The following is a 17036-nucleotide window of genomic DNA, read 5'->3' as shown; positions in this document are numbered from 1 at the left end:
TGCCGGTCGAGCCCGAGGTATAAAGAACAAACAGCGGGTCTTCGGCATTGACTTCGGTTGGCGGGCAGTCGGTAGAGGCTGCTGCGCAGACTTCGTGATACCAGACGTCACGCGCATCGTTCCAGGCAACGTCCTTGCCGGTGTGCTTGACGACGACCATTTTCTCGACCGATTTGACGCCCGGGTGCGACAGGGCCTCATCCGCGTTGCGCTTGAGCGGGACCGAACGACCCCCACGCAGACCTTCGTCCGAGGTGATGACGACCTTGGCACCGCAATCTTCAACGCGACCGGCCAGTGCTTCGGGCGAGAAACCGCCAAAGACGATCGAATGGATCGCGCCGATACGTGCGCAGGCCAGCATGGCAACAGCGGCCTCGGGGATCATCGGCAGATAGATGACAACGCGATCGCCCTTGGCAACGCCCATCGATTTCAGCGCATTGGCGAAACGACAGGTGCGCTCATAAAGGTCGCGATAGGTGATGTGTTCGGAGACGTTGGGATCATCGCCCTCGAAGATAATGGCGGTCTGATCGCCGCGCTTTTCAAGGTGACGGTCAAGGCAGTTGGCCGCAACGTTCAGCGTGCCGTCTTCATACCATTTGATGTAGAGATCTTTGGCATCGTAGCTGACGTTTTTGACGGTTTTATAGGGTTTGATCCAGTCAATGCGTTTGCCGTGTTCGCCCCAGAAGCCTTCCGGGTCTTCGACCGACTGCTTGTACATGGCGTCGTATTTTGCCTTGTCGATCAAAGCGCCCTTCGCGATGTCGTCAGGTACGGGATAAACGTTCGCAGACATATGTGGCCTCTTGTTCGTTTCCTGTGGTCTCTAGGTCGGCACCGGGGTGCTTTCGATGACTTTTCCAACGGGCTCGAAAAAGGCATCCGTCCGATGCAGTAATTTCGGTGCGGTTCAGAACCTGCTTTGCCATGCTGCCCGGTCCGGTGTGTGATCGGTCCCGTTCAAAGGGGGCGGGCACGGCAAAGTTACTCCTGTCGCTTGCGCCCTATGCTAGTGCGCAGAGAGTATTGAGGGAATACAACTTAAGACGGGGGCGGGCCTGGCCGGGTGCGCCTTGGTTGGTGTAGGTTTGCCACACTGGCAGGCATGGTCGTCGTCTTTGACCTCCCTTGGGTGCCGATCCTTGGTTCTGTTCCCTTATCCAATTGAAATATATCCGAAATTCTTAGGCTCGCCAGTGAAGCCGATTACATTTTTTCTGTGCGTGGATGTGGGGCCAGCTTGGTTCGGTTCTGGATTTGACAGAACAAAACAGATACAAAGAAGCCAGCACGTAATCAAATGGTGGGATAATGGATCCGATTTCTTTGGCAGCAGGGGCGCTTGGCGCATCTGTTCTGGCACTTGTCTTTAGCATCATGATGGTCAAGCGCATCAAGGATGCCGCAGAGGCCGAGACGGAGTCGCGCACAGCCCTTCTGGCGTCCCAGCTTGAACATGCGGACAATACCCGGCGCGATCTTGCGACCGAGGTTGCCCAGATGCGTGAAAGGCTTTCCGAGGCATCGGAAAAGCGCGCCATTGCTGAAACCACGGCCAACCGGGTGCCGGTGCTTGAAGCCGAAATGAAGGAGCTTCGCACCGCCCTTGATCACTGGCGCGAAAAGGGGTCCGAGCTTGAAACCGCGCTTGAGAAAGAGCGCGAGGCGGCCAAGGAAAAGCTCGAGATGCTCGAAGATGCCAAGACCAAGCTGCTTGATAGCTTCAAGGCGCTGTCGTCCGATGCGCTTAAGGTCAATAACGACGAGTTCATGAAGCTGGCGCGTGAAAACTTTTCCCGCCTGCAGGAAGGGGCCAAGGGTGATCTTGAAAAACGCCAGCAGGCCATTGACGGGATCGTAAAACCCATCCGGGAACGGCTTGAGGCCTTTGATACCAAGGTTAACGAACTTGAAAAAAACCGCAAGGAAGCTTATGGCGAACTGCGTGAACAGGTCGGGACCCTGGTGCAATCGCAACACAAATTGTCCAAGGAAACCCAGACGCTGAGTTCGGCCCTTCGGTCGAGTTCCTCGGTGTCGGGCAAGTGGGGCGAATTGCAGCTTAAGCGCATTGTCGAACTGGCCGGGATGCTCAAGCATTGCGACTTTGACGAACAGGTGCATTTCAATACCGACGAAGGCGTTCAGAAACCCGACATGGTCATTCACCTGCCGGGCGGCAAGAATATCGTGGTCGATGCCAAGGCCCCGACATCGGCCTATCTTGAGGCGATTGACGAGAAATATGACGACGATCGCCGCGAAGCCTTGATGGCGATCTATGTCACCAATGTGCGCAAGGTGATCACGGATCTTTCGAAAAAATCATACTGGAAGTCGGTCGACAGTCCGGAATTTGTCGTTCTGTTCCTGCCCGGTGAAAGCTTCTTCTCGGCCGCCCTTGAACGCGACCCGCGTTTGATTGAGGACAGCTTCCGCGACGGGGTCATTCTGGCAACACCGACGACCTTGCTGGGCTTGCTTAAGGCCGTGTCATATGGCTGGCGACAGGAAGCGCTGGCCGAAAGCGCGCGTGATATCAGTGAAATCGGCTTGCAGCTTTATGATCGTCTGGGCGCGCTTGCCAAGCATTTCTCATCGATGGGAAAATCGCTTGAAAGTACGGTGAAGCATTACAACAAGACGCTGGGGTCACTCGAAGGATCGGTTCTTGTGTCGGCGCGCAAGCTTAAGGAAAAGCATATCGTCTCAGATGACCGCATGATCGAGGAACCGTCCCCGTCGGAAACCCATGTGCGCGAAATCACCAAGACGGAATTGCTGGCCGGGCCAGAGGATGCGACGCCAGACGCGGATGTGAAGCCAGACGCTAGGGATTGAACCAAACCGCTCTTGGCCGAGATCCCTTGTGCGCAACATGGCAGCCATCGCGGCTAAATCGGGCTGTTTGCTTGACTTGGGCGTGGGGAAACCTTATCTCGAAGCGCGAAATTCGCTATAATTATATATTGCATCAAGTTCGAAACCGGATCAGAGACCCATGGCCCTGCGTGAAATTCTTATCGTTCCAGACCCGCGCCTGAAAAAGGAATGCGAACCGGTCGAGGAAGTGAATGATGAGATCAAGACCCTTCTTAATGACATGCTTGAAACCATGTATGCGGCACCGGGCATTGGCCTTGCTGCGCCGCAGATCGGGGTGATGAAGCGCGTGGTGGTCATGGATGTGTCCGATGACAAGGACAAGCCGGAACCGCTCAAACTGATCAATCCGGAGATCATCTGGGAGTCTGAGGAAACCTCGATCTATCAGGAAGGGTGCCTGTCGATCCCGGAACAATACGCCGATGTCGAACGCCCGGCCGAAGTTGGCATGCGCTATATGGATGAAAACGGCGAAACGCACGAGATCGAGGCGGACGGGTTGCTTGCGACCTGCATCCAGCACGAGATCGATCATCTGGATGGCGTTCTGTTCACCGATTATCTCAGCGCGCTCAAGCGCAACATGATCCTGAAAAAAGTCCAGAAGCTGCAGAAAACCAAAAAGTCTGCCTGAGACGTCTGATCAGAAACGCATGCGAAGGGCCGGTTTTCCGGCCCTTTTGTTTTGCGTAGGTTCAGAGTTTGCGGGGTTTGATGTCTTTTGGGTCAAGCCCGACGATCCAGCCCTCCCGGTTCAGAACACTTGGCGTGCGGGGCAGATGTTCCGGGCGGCGGCCTTCGGCAATTTCGATCAAGCCCATTACGCCGATCAGCGCGTCAAAGGCATCGTCCTTGCCGTGGTCCGGCCCAAAGCCATCCTTGATGTCGTCCCAGACCGCAGGACTGATTTCAATGCCCTTGGTGCGGGCGGCATCGCGCAGTTTTTGCAAGAATTCCTTACGGCTTTCCTGATTTGATTTAGTCAACTCACTTGTATAGTCAAGCCAGCCATAAATTTCACCGGGATAGGTTTCAATCAGGGTGACGTCGGGGGATTTGCTGCAGGCTTCAAGATCGCCCGAAAACGGCCAGATGTTAAATCCATCGGCATATCCCGGCATGATCAGGTGTTTGAGGCCATGCAGCATGCCCTTGCCGACCTGATTGGCACCAAGCGTCCAAAAGGGCGGGCAGGCGGCATTGCGTTGGGTGGTTGGAAATTCGCAGGCGCGATGCAGGGCATCGAAATCGGTCAGGCCCAGTGCCTTGATCAGGTGGTCCCGTTTTACGCTGCCCTTGATGCCGGAGCTTTTCGGATAGAATGGCCGGGTGTGCCGGATTTGATCCGGCGATTGGCAGACATCAAAGAATTCCTGCCATTCATCACTTTCAAGCAATCCCAGCAAGGACTTGAAGTCTTTGACATTCGCGCCATCATACCACGTATCCAGAAATCCGATTGGCATATCAAGGCCAAGCCAGAGCACATCGTCCTTGCCATGGCTGGCAAGCGACTGGCGGAACTGATGGAGCATTCCGACCGGCTCAATGGCGTGGATTTGCCAACCAACTTCCGTGCGGGTGGCTTTGGCGACCCAGCGGCCCTTGGCCGACAGGCTCCAGTCCGCATGCCAGATGTGGCTGACCGGGTATTTCGGCGATTGAGGTAAGGCTTGGCTTGTCATTTCGGCAGGATAACGCCAAATTGCCGCCAGAAGAGTCAAAAGATGAATGGGATTGATATGACCAAGCTGCGCATTGCCTTTATGGGAACCCCGGACTTTGCCCTTGTGGCGCTGAAGGATCTGGTGGCGGCGGGTCATGACGTGGTTTGCGTCTATTCACAGCCGCCGCGCCCGGCAGGCCGCGGGCACAAGGAAACGCCAAGTCCGGTACATGCCTGGGCGGCCGAGCAGGGGATTGAGGTCCGTCATCCGGTGTCGCTGAAATCGGCCGAGGAACAGAAGGCCTTTGCCGATCTTGATCTCGATGTTGCGGTGGTCGCGGCCTATGGCCTGATCCTGCCGAAAGCCATTCTCGATGCGCCGAAATTTGGGTGTCTCAATATTCACGCGTCGCTTCTGCCGCGCTGGCGCGGGGCGGCGCCGATTCAGCGCGCCATTCTGGCCGGGGATGCGGCGACCGGGGTCACCATCATGCAGATGGATGTCGGGCTTGATACCGGTGATATGTTGTTGATTGGTGAATTGCCAATCACGCCAGAGACCTATGCCAATGCCCTGCATGATGATCTGGCGAAACTTGGCGGCAAGATGATTGTCGAGGCGCTTGAAAAGCTGCCCAAGGGGGAGCTTGTTGCGAACAAGCAGCCCGAAGAGGGCGTGACCTACGCGGCCAAGCTTGAACGTGCCGAGGCCAAGCTTGAATTTGCCGATGATGCCGCCGCCCTTGAGCGCAAAATTCGTGCCTTTACCCCGTGGCCGGGGGCCTATTTCGAGCTCGGTAACGAACGCATCAAGGTGCAGGCGGCCGAGGTGATTGATCAATCCGGCCCGGTCGGTGAGATCCTTGATGACAAGCTGACGATTGGCTGTGGCACCGGCGCGCTGCGTCCGACCTGCATTCAGCGCCCGGGCAAATCGGTGATGGATACTGATGCGGTGCTGCGCGGTTATGACAAGCTTGCCAAGGGTGTAAAGCTCGGCTGATGGCAAATATCACTGCACATACCGGTGGTGATGTGACGATCCGGCCGGCCTTTAACCGCGATGGAGATGGCATTGCCGATCTGATCGCGCTGGTGTTTGCCGATTATCCCGGCTGCGTGTTTGATCGCGCCGCCGAATTCCCCGAACTTGATGCGATTGCCGATGACTTCAAGGCCGATGACGGTCGGATCTGGGTTGCGGTTGATGATCAGGACCGGGTTCTGGGCTGTTTCGGGGTTAAGTATGATGTGACCAGCCGCGAAGGCGAGCTTCACAAGGTCTATCTGCATCCGGCTGTGCGCGGGCGTGGCGTGGCGCAAAAACTGATGGCCAAGGCGTTGGTCTGGCTGGGCCAGACGCATCCTGAATGCGAAGTGGTGATGCTGTGGACCGATACGCGGTTTGAGGCCGGGCATCGGTTTTATGAAAAATGCGGCTTTGCGCGCACAGGCGAAAGCCGCATTCTGGATGATCTTTCCAATTCGTCGGAATGGCAGTTCCGGTTTGACTTTGCGGCCTATCAGAAAGCCCTGGCGTTCTAGGCCGGGTGCCTATCGGCTATTTGCCAACATCGCGGGCGGTTTTGCTGGTGTCGGTGGTGCCGTCACTGTTGCGGCGCACCGCACGCGCATCGCGGAAGCCAAGCTCCCACGGCGGGACCGGGGTGAATTTTTCGGCCAGAAAGTCAACAAAGGCACGCACCTTGGGCGAGAGGTGGCGTTTGTGCGGATACACCGCCGAAATCCACGCCTGATCATGGACATATTCGGTCAGAACCGGGGTCAAGCGACCGGTGCGGATATCTTCGTGCACCAGATATTCGGCCAAGCGCGCCATGCCCAGCCCGGCCAGAACAGCCTCGTGGAGCACGTCACCATCATTGGCCGAGAACGAGCCCTGTGCGCGGAACGCGACGTGACCATCGGGTGTTTCAAAGTGCCAGTCGTTAAAGCTTTCGCGTGACGACAGATGCAGACAGTTATGGTTTTCAAGGTCTTGCGGCTTGCGCGGGATGCCGTTCTTTTCAAGATATTCCGGCGATGCGACGATCATACGCCGGTTGACCGCATATTTACGTGCAATCAGCGACGAGTCTTCGAGTGCCGAGAGACGAATGGCAAGGTCATAGCCATCGTTGACCAGATCGGTGAATTTGTCATCAAGGGTTAGCTCAATCCGCACATCGGGATAGCGCGCAAGGAATTCCGGGATCAGCGGCACGACCTGCATCTTGGTAAAGGCGACCGATGCGTTGATGCGCAGGGTACCGCGCGGGGCGGCATAAAGCTGGGTAACGACTTCTTCGGCTTCCTCGATCTCGTTTAAGATCGTGCGGGCGCGCTCATAAAAGGCGCGGCCTTCCTCTGTCAGGCTGAGCTGACGGGTGGTGCGCATCAAAAGACGGGCACCCAGACGATCTTCAAGGCGTGAGATGTATTTCGAAACAGCTGACGGTGACAGACGCATTGTCCGGGCAGCGGCCGAGAAACTGCCTTCCTCGACTGCATGGACAAAGATTTCCATTTCCGCGGCGCGATCCATATTCAGCTTTCCTATTTATGACGGACATTCACAAGTAATGTGCATATTGAGGTAATTCTCTTTCCCCGTAAAGGAAATTAGATTGAGTTCATCGAGAGCGACACGGCGTCGCAACGAACGAAATTTTAGGAGGTCACCATGGCCACTTACGAAGAAATCACCACCCGTTACATCTCCACCACCGAAATCGAGGCAGGTGTACGTAAAGGTCAGCAGCTCCGCGCTGAATTCGTAGGCTCCTTCTTCCGTAACCTGTTCAAAGGTTCCGAGAAATCAGCCGACGTAAACCATCCGGCCGGCACCGTTGGCGGTGCTGCCTAACTGACGAACTAACTGCATGCGGTCGAGCGCCGATTGATTTCCTCCCCAAGAGGTGCTCCCGCAGGCAGTGACTATGACGACGGTTTCTATCTAGCGTCTTCCTCCCTATTTGACGCTGTTTTCCCGACTGGCCCGGTCACTTTTGTGATCCGGGCCATTTTTTTTGCCTAGATGACCTCCAGTTCAGATGTTCACATTTTGAAGCCGAAGCAGTAAGCGATTAGTATCTAGAGAAAACTCCAGATAACTCTCCGCATCGGGCTACATAGAATCTTCTCAGTAAGACCATTGAAAGAAATGGCGGAAATGCGACTTTAGCTTTGGGTGAACACGATGAGATTAATGGTTAGGAGTTCAGTTAGGTTTTTGAATAGACGGTTATGGAGCGTCGTTATTTTGGGCGGCGTTTCGTTGGTCGTTTTTGTTTACCCGAGGTTCTCTCTCGTCGATTTGAATATGAATTTGTTCACTTGGAATCTAACCAGTTCCACAGACCCATACCTCGAAAAACGTTGGGTTAGGGAAGTAGCGGGAGAGATCGTAAGACACACCGAATATGTGTTGTCGAAGGTGTCTTATCCAGATGACGATGCAATGATGATCTGTCGTGAAGGCGGTAACATAACCCTCCCAACGATAGTTAAACAACATCACGTAACGGGGGACCAGGACCGTTTTGTAAGTTACACTACTACGACGCCTTACCGCGGCTTAATGCTCATAAACATCATAAACGAGCAGAAGCACGTCCAGTCTGTCTGGAATATGCCAACGGATCTTCGAGAAAAGGTCTGGCAACTGATTGATTCAGAGATAGAGGCTAGTAGTTCCGTATTTCACCTTCAATTAGGCCTGCCTTGTAACCGCCTGCTAAATGGACATGTTTCTGAGCAAGAGGCGAATTTCAAGCGATGGACAAATCTCAATAAAGTTCGTCGTGTCTTGTTGGATATGAAAACTCGATTCTGAGGTCAGAGAGTAGACTCACAGCCAGAAAGTCGATTGAAAAAAGTTAATCTATGAGTTTCGGAGAAACTCCCGGCGGCACATAAAAGCCCGGCCGTTCGGAAAACCATGATGCGACACTGACGAGGCCGGATGCGATCAAGGTTATGATCAGCATGGAGGCAATCGACATGTCGGCGGCAAACATCCAGCCATAAATCGCCGGGCCGATGGCCGATGCCAGTACCATGACCGCGGTCAGCGTACTGCGCACAGCCCCGATTTCATCAAGCGGCACGAGTTCCGGGATGATGGCGGCGCGCAGTGTCGTGGCAAACCCCACCGTAATGCCGACCAGCCCCATATAAATCAGGATCACCCACGGCGTGGTTGTGAGCGCCAGAATGGCAATGCCAACCATCATCGGGATCAGGTGCCAGGGAAACAGGCGGCGCGCCGAATGTTTGTCAATCAGCGGGCCACTGCCAAACGCGCCCAGCACCGATGTAATGGCAAAGACCGTGAACCCGGCAGCAAACCAGCCAAGCTCGATCCCCTTGCTGTTCGAAATCGCCCCCTGATGGAAAAAGAGCGCGGTCATGATCAAGGGCGGTGCTGCCAGCATCGGCATGCAGAACCAGACATAAAGCGATTTGAACAGACGCGGGTGATCACTTTGGCTGGTGTCTGTCGGGGACTCGGCGTGATCCGCACTGTTCGGATTCGCGGCGGTGGCCGACTCGGTCGATTTTGCAGGCGCCTTGCGGAATTTCGCATCGCTTCGAATAAGCCAGATCGCAACCGGCAGCAGGACCAGCAGAATAAACGCCGCCGATCCGGCATAGGTATATCGCCAGCCAAAGGCGGCAATCAGGGCCAGCAAGGTCGCGGGCATGATCGCCTCTGCCAGGGGAAAGCCGAAACTGGCAATCGCCAGCGCCCGTCCGCGACTGCGCGAAAAATAGCGCGCGATGCCGGTCATGCTGACATGGCTCATCAATCCCTGACCGGCCAGACGCAGCACAAACAGGGCGGCAATCAGCATCCAGACATTGCCAGCGAGTGCAATCATCACACAGCCAAGGGCAAGCAGCGCCATGGTGGCGAGGCTGTAGGACAGGATATCGACCTTGTCGATCCAGCGGCCAACAACAGGCAGGCACAGTGCGCTGGCAATGGTGATCCCGGCATAGATATTGGCAAATTCGGTTTCATTGAGTGCCAAGCTTGCCGAGATGAAGGGCACAAACAGTGCGACCAGAAACGTCTGCCCGAATGAAGAGCCAAAACTGTGCAACGCGCCAAAGGCAAGTTGGCGGGGCGCTTGGCGAAGCAAGATCAAAAACTGCATGCGGATTCCGGCGAGGTAAGAGTGGGGCGCAAAATTAAATAGTATGAGGAATGTATCTGGCGTGTGAACAGCTGTCTACCTGCCCGCATGGGTGGGATGGGATCAGGTCGCCCGGGGATGCGGCAAAGAAAAAGCCCGCAAGCATGATACTTGCGGGCTTTGACTTTCGTCGGGACGGAGATGGTTTAGCTTGCGGCGACTGCTGGTGTCGGGGTGTTCTTTTTGCCCTGCCACCAGTTAAAGCCAAGAACCGCAAGAAGGACGATCGTGCCAGCGATTTCTGCCCGGATGTCGGGATAGAACACGCCGATGGTTGCCGGAACGATGATGATGCGTGAAAGCACATCCATCGGGGCAAACAGATAGCCTTCAAGGGCGGCGGCAAAGGCGACCAGACACAGGATCGCGGTAAAGCCGGTCCAAAGGACGATCTGGATCGAACCGCCTTCGATGATTTCCGGATTGAAAACCATGAAGGCCGGGATCAGATAGAGACCCTTGGCGAATTTCCACGCCTGAATACTGGTTTCCATCGGACTGGCGTTGGCAATCGCGGCCCCCGCGAAGCCCGCCAGGGCAATCGGCGGTGTGACGTTACTGTCCTGCGAATACCAGAACACAACCAGATGCGCGATCAGAAGCGGAATGCCGAACTCGTTCGAAAGGGCCGGACCCACCAGCACGATCAGAACGATATAGGATGCCGTGACCGGCAGACCCATACCGAGGATCAGGCTTGCGATCAGCACCAGAACAAGCGCCAGAACGATGTTGCCACCCGAAAACGCGATCATCATAGACGAGAATTTCAGGCCAAGACCGGTCACGCCAACCACGCCGACAATGATACCGGCAACCGCACAGGCCATCGAAACGGCAACGGCGTTTTTCGCACCAAGTTCAAGGGCGGCAATGGTGATCGCGATGCCCTTGCGAATGGCGGCGATCAGTTTTTCGTGGCTTGGTTTTTCACCCTGCTGTGGGGCGACAAAGAAGAACCACAGGGCATAACGCAGGGCGGCAACCGCCATCACTGACAGAATGGCCCAGAAGCCCACCCGCATCGGCGAGATGTTAAGCACCAGCAGGTAAATCAGGATGCCCAGCGGCAGGATGAACTGCCAGCCTTCCTTGAGAACTTCTTTCCAGTCCGGAAGCTCTTCGACCGGCATGCCGCGCATGCCCTGTTTCAGGGCAACGATATGCACGAACAGATAAACCGTGCCGAGATAGAGGATCGCCGGGAAGATCGAGACCAGAACGATGTCGAGATACGGCACCTGGGTATATTCGGAAATCAGGAACGCACCCGCCCCCATCAGCGGCGGGGTGATCTGACCACCGGTGGATGCCGCGGCCTCAACACCGCCCGCCTGTGCCGGGCGATAACCGAGCTTTTTCATCAGCGGAATGGTAAAGGCACCTGTGGTGACCACGTTGGCAATGGCTGACCCACTGATCGATCCCATACCGGCCGATGCCAGAACGGCGGCCTTGGCCGGGCCGCCTGGTTTCTTGCCGGTGGCGGCATAGGCCATATCGATAAAGAACTTGCCAGCACCGGTGACTTCAAGAAACGCCCCAAACAGAACGAACATGAAGATATAGGTCGCAGCAACCCCCATCGGCAGGCCATAAATGCCTTCCTGGCCGAGGTAAAGTTGCCCGACAAGGCGATCAACGTCGTTGCCGCGATGGGCAAGAATGCCCGGAAGCCATTCACCGACCCACGGCAGCGCACCGCGCGGACCCGACAGGGCGTAAATGATGGCAACGATGCCAATCACGGTCATGCCAAGGCCGACGGCACGGCGGCTGGCCTCCAGCACGGTGACGGTGGCAATCACGCCGATGATCAGGTCGGTTTCGCTCCAGAAACCGGCGCGGTTGATGATTTCATCAAGAAAGAACGTAAGATAAAAGCCCGTGGTAAAGGCGCCGGCCAAAAAGGCGAGATCAATCACCCAGCCAAGGAAGCCGCGCTTTTTGTTGCTGCCGAAAATCGGGAACATCAAAAAGGCCAGGAACATCACGAACGCAAGGTGAATACTGCGTTGATAGAACAGGCCAAGCGGCTCGATCCCTGCGCCATACATCTGGAACAAAGAGAGTGCGACTGCGACAATCGAGATTGCCCACAAAACCAGTTTTGGCTGTGGCAATCTATCCGTCATGGATGGCAGCGTTGCCTGTTCGGACATGAAATTTATTCCCCGGTATCAAGGCGGATGGTGACACGGGTGTGTTCAGCCATCTTTGAAAGGTTGATTTCGTCACGGTCGGTGACGATACGGTGGTTCACCGCAAGTGAGCCGACGCGCAACACATAGGCATTGCCGCGTACAGGTTCGTCGATATCTTCGATCCAGTATCCGCCGCCTTCTGCGCTGGTCAGAATACCGCGACCGGGATAATGACCAAGTCCCGCCGCGAAGTCGGGCTGATAGGCGCGATGGAGAACCATCTTGCCAAGATCGTCTACATAACAGTCAATCACGCCATCACCGGTGACAGAATGGTTCCAATACAGGCACCAGCCGGTTTGACGCGGAATTTCGGTTCTGGCCAGAAGCGCCCCGTCCGCACCGATCACCTCAAGATGATCAATGACGGTGCCGGGTTTGACGTTATCCTGATCGGCCGGGCCAGCACATGCCGTGATCAGGAGAAGAAGGGCGGCCATTGCTGGCCGCCCGAACTTTTGCAGAAGCATCTTACTTGATCAGCTTCGGCGGAATCGGCATGCCGGTTTCTTCGTAGTAACGAAGTGCGCCCGGATGCATCGGGATCGGGGTCGAGTTCAGAGCGAAATCAACCGTGGTGTCGTTTGCTGCCGGGTGGATGGCGATCAGTTCGTCGACCTTTTCAAACAGGGTCTTGGTGATCTGATAAGCCAGTTCCTCGTCCATTTCTTCGTTCACGAACAGAACGTTCGGGGTCGAAATGGTGTTAACCGGTGCAGTTACGCCTTCGTAAACGCCTTTACGCAGGGCGTACGGTGCGAAGGTCGGCTCTGCATCGAGGGCCGCCAGGATTTCATCGTCGGTCAGCGCGATCAGTTTGATTTCACGCGTGGTCGCGAGGTTCAGGATCGAGCTGGTGGGCGGACCAACGCTCCAGAAACCGGCATCGATGTCACCATCACGAAGGGCATCTGCGGTTTCGTTGAAGTTCAGGCGCTGTTCTTCGATGTCATCATAGGTGATGCCGTTAGCAGCAAGCAGGGTCTGTGCCGAAACTTCGGTACCCGAACCCGGTGCACCAACAGAAACGCGCTTGCCTTTAAGGTCGGCAAGGCCGTTGATGCCGCTGTCGGCCATGGTGACGAGCTGAACAGCGTTCGGATAGATCGACGCCAGAGCGCGAACGTTATCAAGGGTACGGCCTTCGAATTTACCGGTGCCGGTGTAGCCAGCATAAACGGTATCAGCCAGACCGATTGCGATGTCACTGTCGCCACGGGCAATCAGGCCCATGTTTTCAACAGATGCGCCGGTGACTTCGGCAACAGCACTGGTGCCGTCGATGTATTTGGTGATCAGTTCCGCAAGGCCACCGCCATACGGATAATAGGTGCCACCGGTACCACCGGTTGCGATTGACAGTTGCTGTGCCGACGCGGGTGCGACGGTCAGCATCATGGCTGCGGCTGCTGCTGTGAGCAGGGTACGGAGCTTCATGATAGTCCTCCCTAGGGTTAAACACTTAAGCGACGAATAGATCCAAGAGATCGTAAAACAATATGGGTCTTCACGTTCGTTGGCGGCCTGTAAACCGGGCCTGTTGTTTTTGGGTTTTCGAAAATGCCGGATGTTGATCGCAACATGCTTGGCCGATCAAGCCAGACGGGCACCCTTCAAAGACCAATTCCAAGAGATGATTTTAAGTCAGCCGTTTGAACCGTCCGAACCGGACCGGCTGTCAGATTTCCTCCCTCGGATTTTTGTCAGTTTATCATTTTGGTGTTTTAAAATGCAATGAGTATGCCAAACAGGAAATAAAATTAACAATTACAAATCAATGACTTAGATTGCCTCGATTTGTCAATTCGGCATAATCTTGCCGATTTACCAAAATGGATCGGCGGATTCTTGCCGATTTATTGCGCATGCGAACAAAATATCGCAATGCAACAATAGCTTAGGCCGGTTTGTCGCGCCGGATGTTGAGCTTTTTCATTTTCTCGTTAAGCGTCCGGCGCGGGATGTCGAGTTCTTCCATCACCGATTTGACATTGCCGTCATGGCGATCAAGCGCATCGCGAATGATGCGTTCCTCAAACTCGCGGACCTGATCGGCAAGGGCGAGATCGCCGGTGGGGACTGATGTTGTTTCAAAACCACCCTTGAACAGCCGTTTGAAGCGTTCTTCAGGACTTCCGACCAAAAGAACATATCGTTCGGCCATGTTTTTAAGTTCGCGGACATTGCCAGGCCACTCATGGGCCCTGAGTTGCGCGATCAATGCCGGAGACAGGCGTTCATACGGGCGTTCGAAGCGTTCAGCCGCCCGTTCGGCAAAGATATCAAACAGAAGCGCGACATCATCCTGGCGTTCGCGCAAGGGGGCGATGGACAGTTCGAACGTGTTGATGCGAAACAGCAAATCTTCGCGGAAATTGCGCTTCGCAACGGCGGCGACCAGATCTTCGTTGGTGGCACAGATCAGGCGGAAATCGACCTTCACAGGGGCGTTGGAGCCCAGACGGACCACTTCGCGCTGTTCGATCACACGCAGCAATTTGGCCTGAAGGGCAAGCGGCATGCTTGAAATTTCATCAAGAAACAGCGTGCCGCCAATCGCATGTTCGATCCAGCCGATCCGTTGGCTTGCCGCCCCGGTAAAGGCCCCCTTTTCATGGCCAAACAGTTCGCTTTCGGCCGTGCTTTCGGGGATGGCTGCACAGTTTACCGCGACAAATTTTTCATCGCGCCGGTCACTCAGATCATGGATGGCGCGCGCGACCAGTTCCTTGCCGGTACCGGTTTCGCCGGAAATCAGAACCGGGACTTCGGTTGGCGCAATATTGGCGATTTCATCCTTGAGATTACGCATCGGCATCGAATTGCCGATCAGGCGGGACTCAAGGCTGCCGCGGCTTGCGATCTGACGCCGAAGGTTGCGGTTTTCAAGAACAAGACGGCGCTTTTCAATGGCGCGTTCAAGGCTTTCGACAATGTCTTTGGGCTCGAACGGTTTTTCGACGAAATCATAGGCGCCGCTTTTCATCGCCTCGACCGCCATCGGCACATCGCCGTGGCCTGTCATCAGGATGATCGGGATGTCCGGGTCGGCGGCCAGCACGGATCGGGTAAAGGTAATGCCGTCAAGCTTCGGCATTTTGACATCTGTCAGGATGACGCCGGCAAATTCGGGGCTGATGTCATGCAGGGCCTGGCGGGCATCTTCATAGACCGTGACGTCGAAGTCGGAAAGCTCAAGCCACTGGGCAAGCGAGACACGCATCGCCTCGTCATCATCGACAATGATGATGTGCGGTGTGATCTGAATTTCTGCGTCACTGTGTGGCACTTGCTTGGTGGTCGTCACGGTGTTTTACCCTTGAGTAACGGCAGGCGGACTTCGAAACAGGCCCCGGCCGTTTCGGTGTTATAGGCTTTTATGCTGCCCCCGAAGTCCCGCACAATGCCATAAGTTACCGAAAGTCCCAATCCCACGCCTTGACCCGGATCCTTGGTGGTAAAGAACGGATCAAACAAAAGCGACAGGGTTTCTTCATTCATGCCAGGCCCGGTATCGGTAATCTGCATGATGACGTCGGTTTTGGTGCGCGTAAGGTCGATGCGGATGCGTTTGAGCGAACTGTCGGCCATGGCATCCAGTGCGTTGCGGATGATGTTCACACAAATCTGTTCGATGCGCACAAGATCGGCCTGGATCACCAGCGGCGTATCGGGTTCATTGCGTTCAAGCGTGCATTCTTCTTGCTGCAATTGCGGGCTTAGCAATTGCAGGGTGTTATCAAGGGCGACCTTAAGGTCAACCGGCTCCAGCACGCCGGTGGATTTGCGCGAAAACGTTTTGAGCTGGCCTGTGATCGCGCCCATGCGTTCGGTGAGTGCGGAGATCTGGTTGATGTTCTGATCAAGCTTTTCGGTTTTGCCGCGTTCCAGCATCAGTTTGGCACTGGCGCAGAATGTCCGGATGGCTGTGATCGGCTGATTGATTTCATGGGCGATGGCAGCCGACATTTGACCAAGGGCGGCAAGCTTTCCGGCCTGGACCAGTTCGTTCTGGGTGCCGCGCAGTTCTTCTTCGGTTTTACGCCGAACGGCGATTTCTTCCTCAAGGCGGATGTTCAGTGCCTGAATGCGGGCAAATTCGCGCGCTTCGCGCTGGGAGGCGAGCTTGAGTTCGCGTTCACGCAAAAACAGGATGATCAGAATGATCAGCCCGGCACCACTGACGGCAATGAACAGGGCGGCGGCCTGACGGTTTGAAACATAATCCATCGATGTCAGGTAATAGAGCCGCCATTTGCTGTCTTGCATGTGTTTGTCATCAAACAGGAAACGTTCGGAATTGATGGTGACAATGCCCGTACCCTTGGCCAGTTGTTGGCCGATATCAAGGGATGCCAGTTCCTTGCCGGGATATTGTTGATGGCGGACAATCCGACCGCGCACCTCGGGCGAGAGTTCGGACAGGGTGCGGTATTTCCAGTCGCCGCGACTGGTCATGGTAATCACACCGTCTTCATCGGCGACAAAGACGGTTTCCCCGCCTTCCTGCCAGTTGCTTTCGACCTCATCGAGTTCGATCTTCACCACCGCAACGCCGATGATTTCATCGTCACCGCGGATCGGGTTGGAAATAAACAGGCCGGCCCGCCCGGTGGTCACCCCGATGCCAAAGAAAAATCCCTCGCCGCCGGTAATCGACTGACTGAAATAGGGGCGAAATCCGTAATCCTCGCCAACAAAGCTGTCGGGTGTGTTCCAGTTGCTTGCAGCGACCGTCATGCCGGTTTTGTCCATGACATAAAGGGCGGCCGCACCGGATCGTTGTTTGACCCGTTCAAGATACATGTCCGCGGTGCGCGGATTTCCGGTGCCGGTGATGGCGGCGATCACTTCGTGATGGCGGGCAACGACATAGGGCAGATAGCGATATTGATCGACGGCTGCGCGCAGCGAACTGTCATACAGTGCCAGGCGTGCCTGTGCGGTGCGATGCAATTCATTGATCGTCAGATTGCCGGTCGAACTGACAACAAGCCAGACAACAAGTGTCGAAATCAAAACCCCGGCAGCGGTCAGGCTGGCACGGCTGAACTTGCTTAACCAATAGAA

General features: G+C 55.5%; 14 protein-coding genes. 5 read left to right on the top strand and 9 right to left on the bottom strand.

All coding sequences use genetic code 11. The annotated features are described in order from the left end of the window. Window positions 1-805: AMP-binding protein (locus B2T33_RS11210; protein ID WP_286792038.1), on the bottom strand; the 805-nt coding region annotated here is incomplete at its 3' end. Between the two features lie 515 nt (window positions 806-1320). Between B2T33_RS11210 and rmuC the strand changes: the two genes are divergently transcribed. Together rmuC and def are read left to right on the top strand one after the other, a co-directional pair. Then, window positions 1321-2850, top strand: coding sequence for a DNA recombination protein RmuC (gene rmuC, locus B2T33_RS11205; RefSeq protein WP_286792037.1), 1530 nt, complete (start codon window positions 1321-1323; stop codon window positions 2848-2850). A 160-nt stretch (window positions 2851-3010) separates the two neighbouring features. Continuing rightward, complete coding sequence (gene def, locus B2T33_RS11200; protein ID WP_008889040.1) at window positions 3011-3529, top strand: peptide deformylase; 519 nt, start codon at window positions 3011-3013, stop codon at window positions 3527-3529. Window positions 3530-3590: 61 nt separating this feature from the next. On the opposite strand, the gene B2T33_RS11195 is transcribed toward def, so the two are convergent. Continuing rightward, complete coding sequence (locus tag B2T33_RS11195; protein WP_197146469.1) at window positions 3591-4580, bottom strand: methyltransferase type 12; 990 nt, start codon at window positions 4578-4580, stop codon at window positions 3591-3593. 57 nt (window positions 4581-4637) lie between these two features. Between B2T33_RS11195 and fmt the strand changes: the two genes are divergently transcribed. Together fmt and B2T33_RS11185 are read left to right on the top strand one after the other, a co-directional pair. After that, window positions 4638-5564, top strand: a complete 927-nt coding sequence (fmt, locus tag B2T33_RS11190; protein WP_286792039.1) for a methionyl-tRNA formyltransferase — start codon at window positions 4638-4640, stop codon at window positions 5562-5564. Then, window positions 5564-6106, top strand: a complete 543-nt coding sequence (locus B2T33_RS11185; RefSeq protein WP_286792036.1) for a GNAT family N-acetyltransferase — start codon at window positions 5564-5566, stop codon at window positions 6104-6106. The genes fmt and B2T33_RS11185 overlap by 1 nt, the downstream gene beginning before the upstream one ends. A 16-nt stretch (window positions 6107-6122) precedes the next feature. Here the strand turns inward: B2T33_RS11185 and B2T33_RS11180 are convergent, their stop codons facing one another. Beyond that, complete coding sequence (locus tag B2T33_RS11180) at window positions 6123-7106, bottom strand: LysR family transcriptional regulator (RefSeq protein ID WP_008889044.1); 984 nt, start codon at window positions 7104-7106, stop codon at window positions 6123-6125. A gap of 138 nt (window positions 7107-7244) precedes the next feature. Here B2T33_RS11180 and B2T33_RS11175 point away from each other — a divergent pair, with 138 nt between their 5' ends. Next, a complete protein-coding gene (locus tag B2T33_RS11175) occupies window positions 7245-7427 on the top strand; it encodes a hypothetical protein (protein ID WP_008889045.1) in 183 nt (60 codons plus the stop codon). A 1012-nt stretch (window positions 7428-8439) separates the two neighbouring features. Here B2T33_RS11175 and B2T33_RS11170 read toward each other — a convergent pair. The 6 genes from B2T33_RS11170 to B2T33_RS11145 form a co-directional block, all read right to left on the bottom strand. Further along, entirely contained in the window at window positions 8440-9723 is a 1284-nt protein-coding gene (locus B2T33_RS11170; protein ID WP_286792035.1) for an MFS transporter, read from the bottom strand. Between the two features lie 185 nt (window positions 9724-9908). Next, window positions 9909-11924 carry a TRAP transporter permease gene (locus tag B2T33_RS11165; RefSeq protein ID WP_286792034.1) on the bottom strand — a complete coding sequence of 672 codons (2016 nt, stop codon included), beginning with the start codon at window positions 11922-11924 and terminating at the stop codon, window positions 9909-9911. Between the two features lie 5 nt (window positions 11925-11929). After that, window positions 11930-12406 (bottom strand): DUF1850 domain-containing protein, encoded by a 477-nt coding sequence (locus B2T33_RS11160; protein ID WP_286792033.1) that lies wholly within the window; start codon window positions 12404-12406, stop codon window positions 11930-11932. Between the two features lie 31 nt (window positions 12407-12437). Continuing rightward, entirely contained in the window at window positions 12438-13403 is a 966-nt protein-coding gene (locus B2T33_RS11155; protein ID WP_008889049.1) for a TAXI family TRAP transporter solute-binding subunit, read from the bottom strand. Window positions 13404-13863: 460 nt separating this feature from the next. Beyond that, a complete protein-coding gene (locus B2T33_RS11150) occupies window positions 13864-15273 on the bottom strand; it encodes a sigma-54-dependent transcriptional regulator (protein ID WP_286792032.1) in 1410 nt (469 codons plus the stop codon). Continuing rightward, the gene (locus B2T33_RS11145) at window positions 15270-16985 is read right to left on the bottom strand and encodes a sensor histidine kinase (protein ID WP_286792031.1); all 1716 of its coding nucleotides are present in this window, start codon (window positions 16983-16985) and stop codon (window positions 15270-15272) included. The genes B2T33_RS11150 and B2T33_RS11145 overlap by 4 nt, the downstream gene beginning before the upstream one ends. Window positions 16986-17036 lie beyond the last annotated feature (51 nt).

It is taken from the genome of Thalassospira sp. UBA4513, assembly GCF_002388495.1.
GTDB classification, from domain to species: Bacteria; Pseudomonadota; Alphaproteobacteria; order Rhodospirillales; family Thalassospiraceae; genus Thalassospira; species Thalassospira tepidiphila.
The sequence above is the reverse complement of the archived record's forward strand: the minus strand, read 5'-3'. Positions and strand labels throughout refer to the sequence as shown.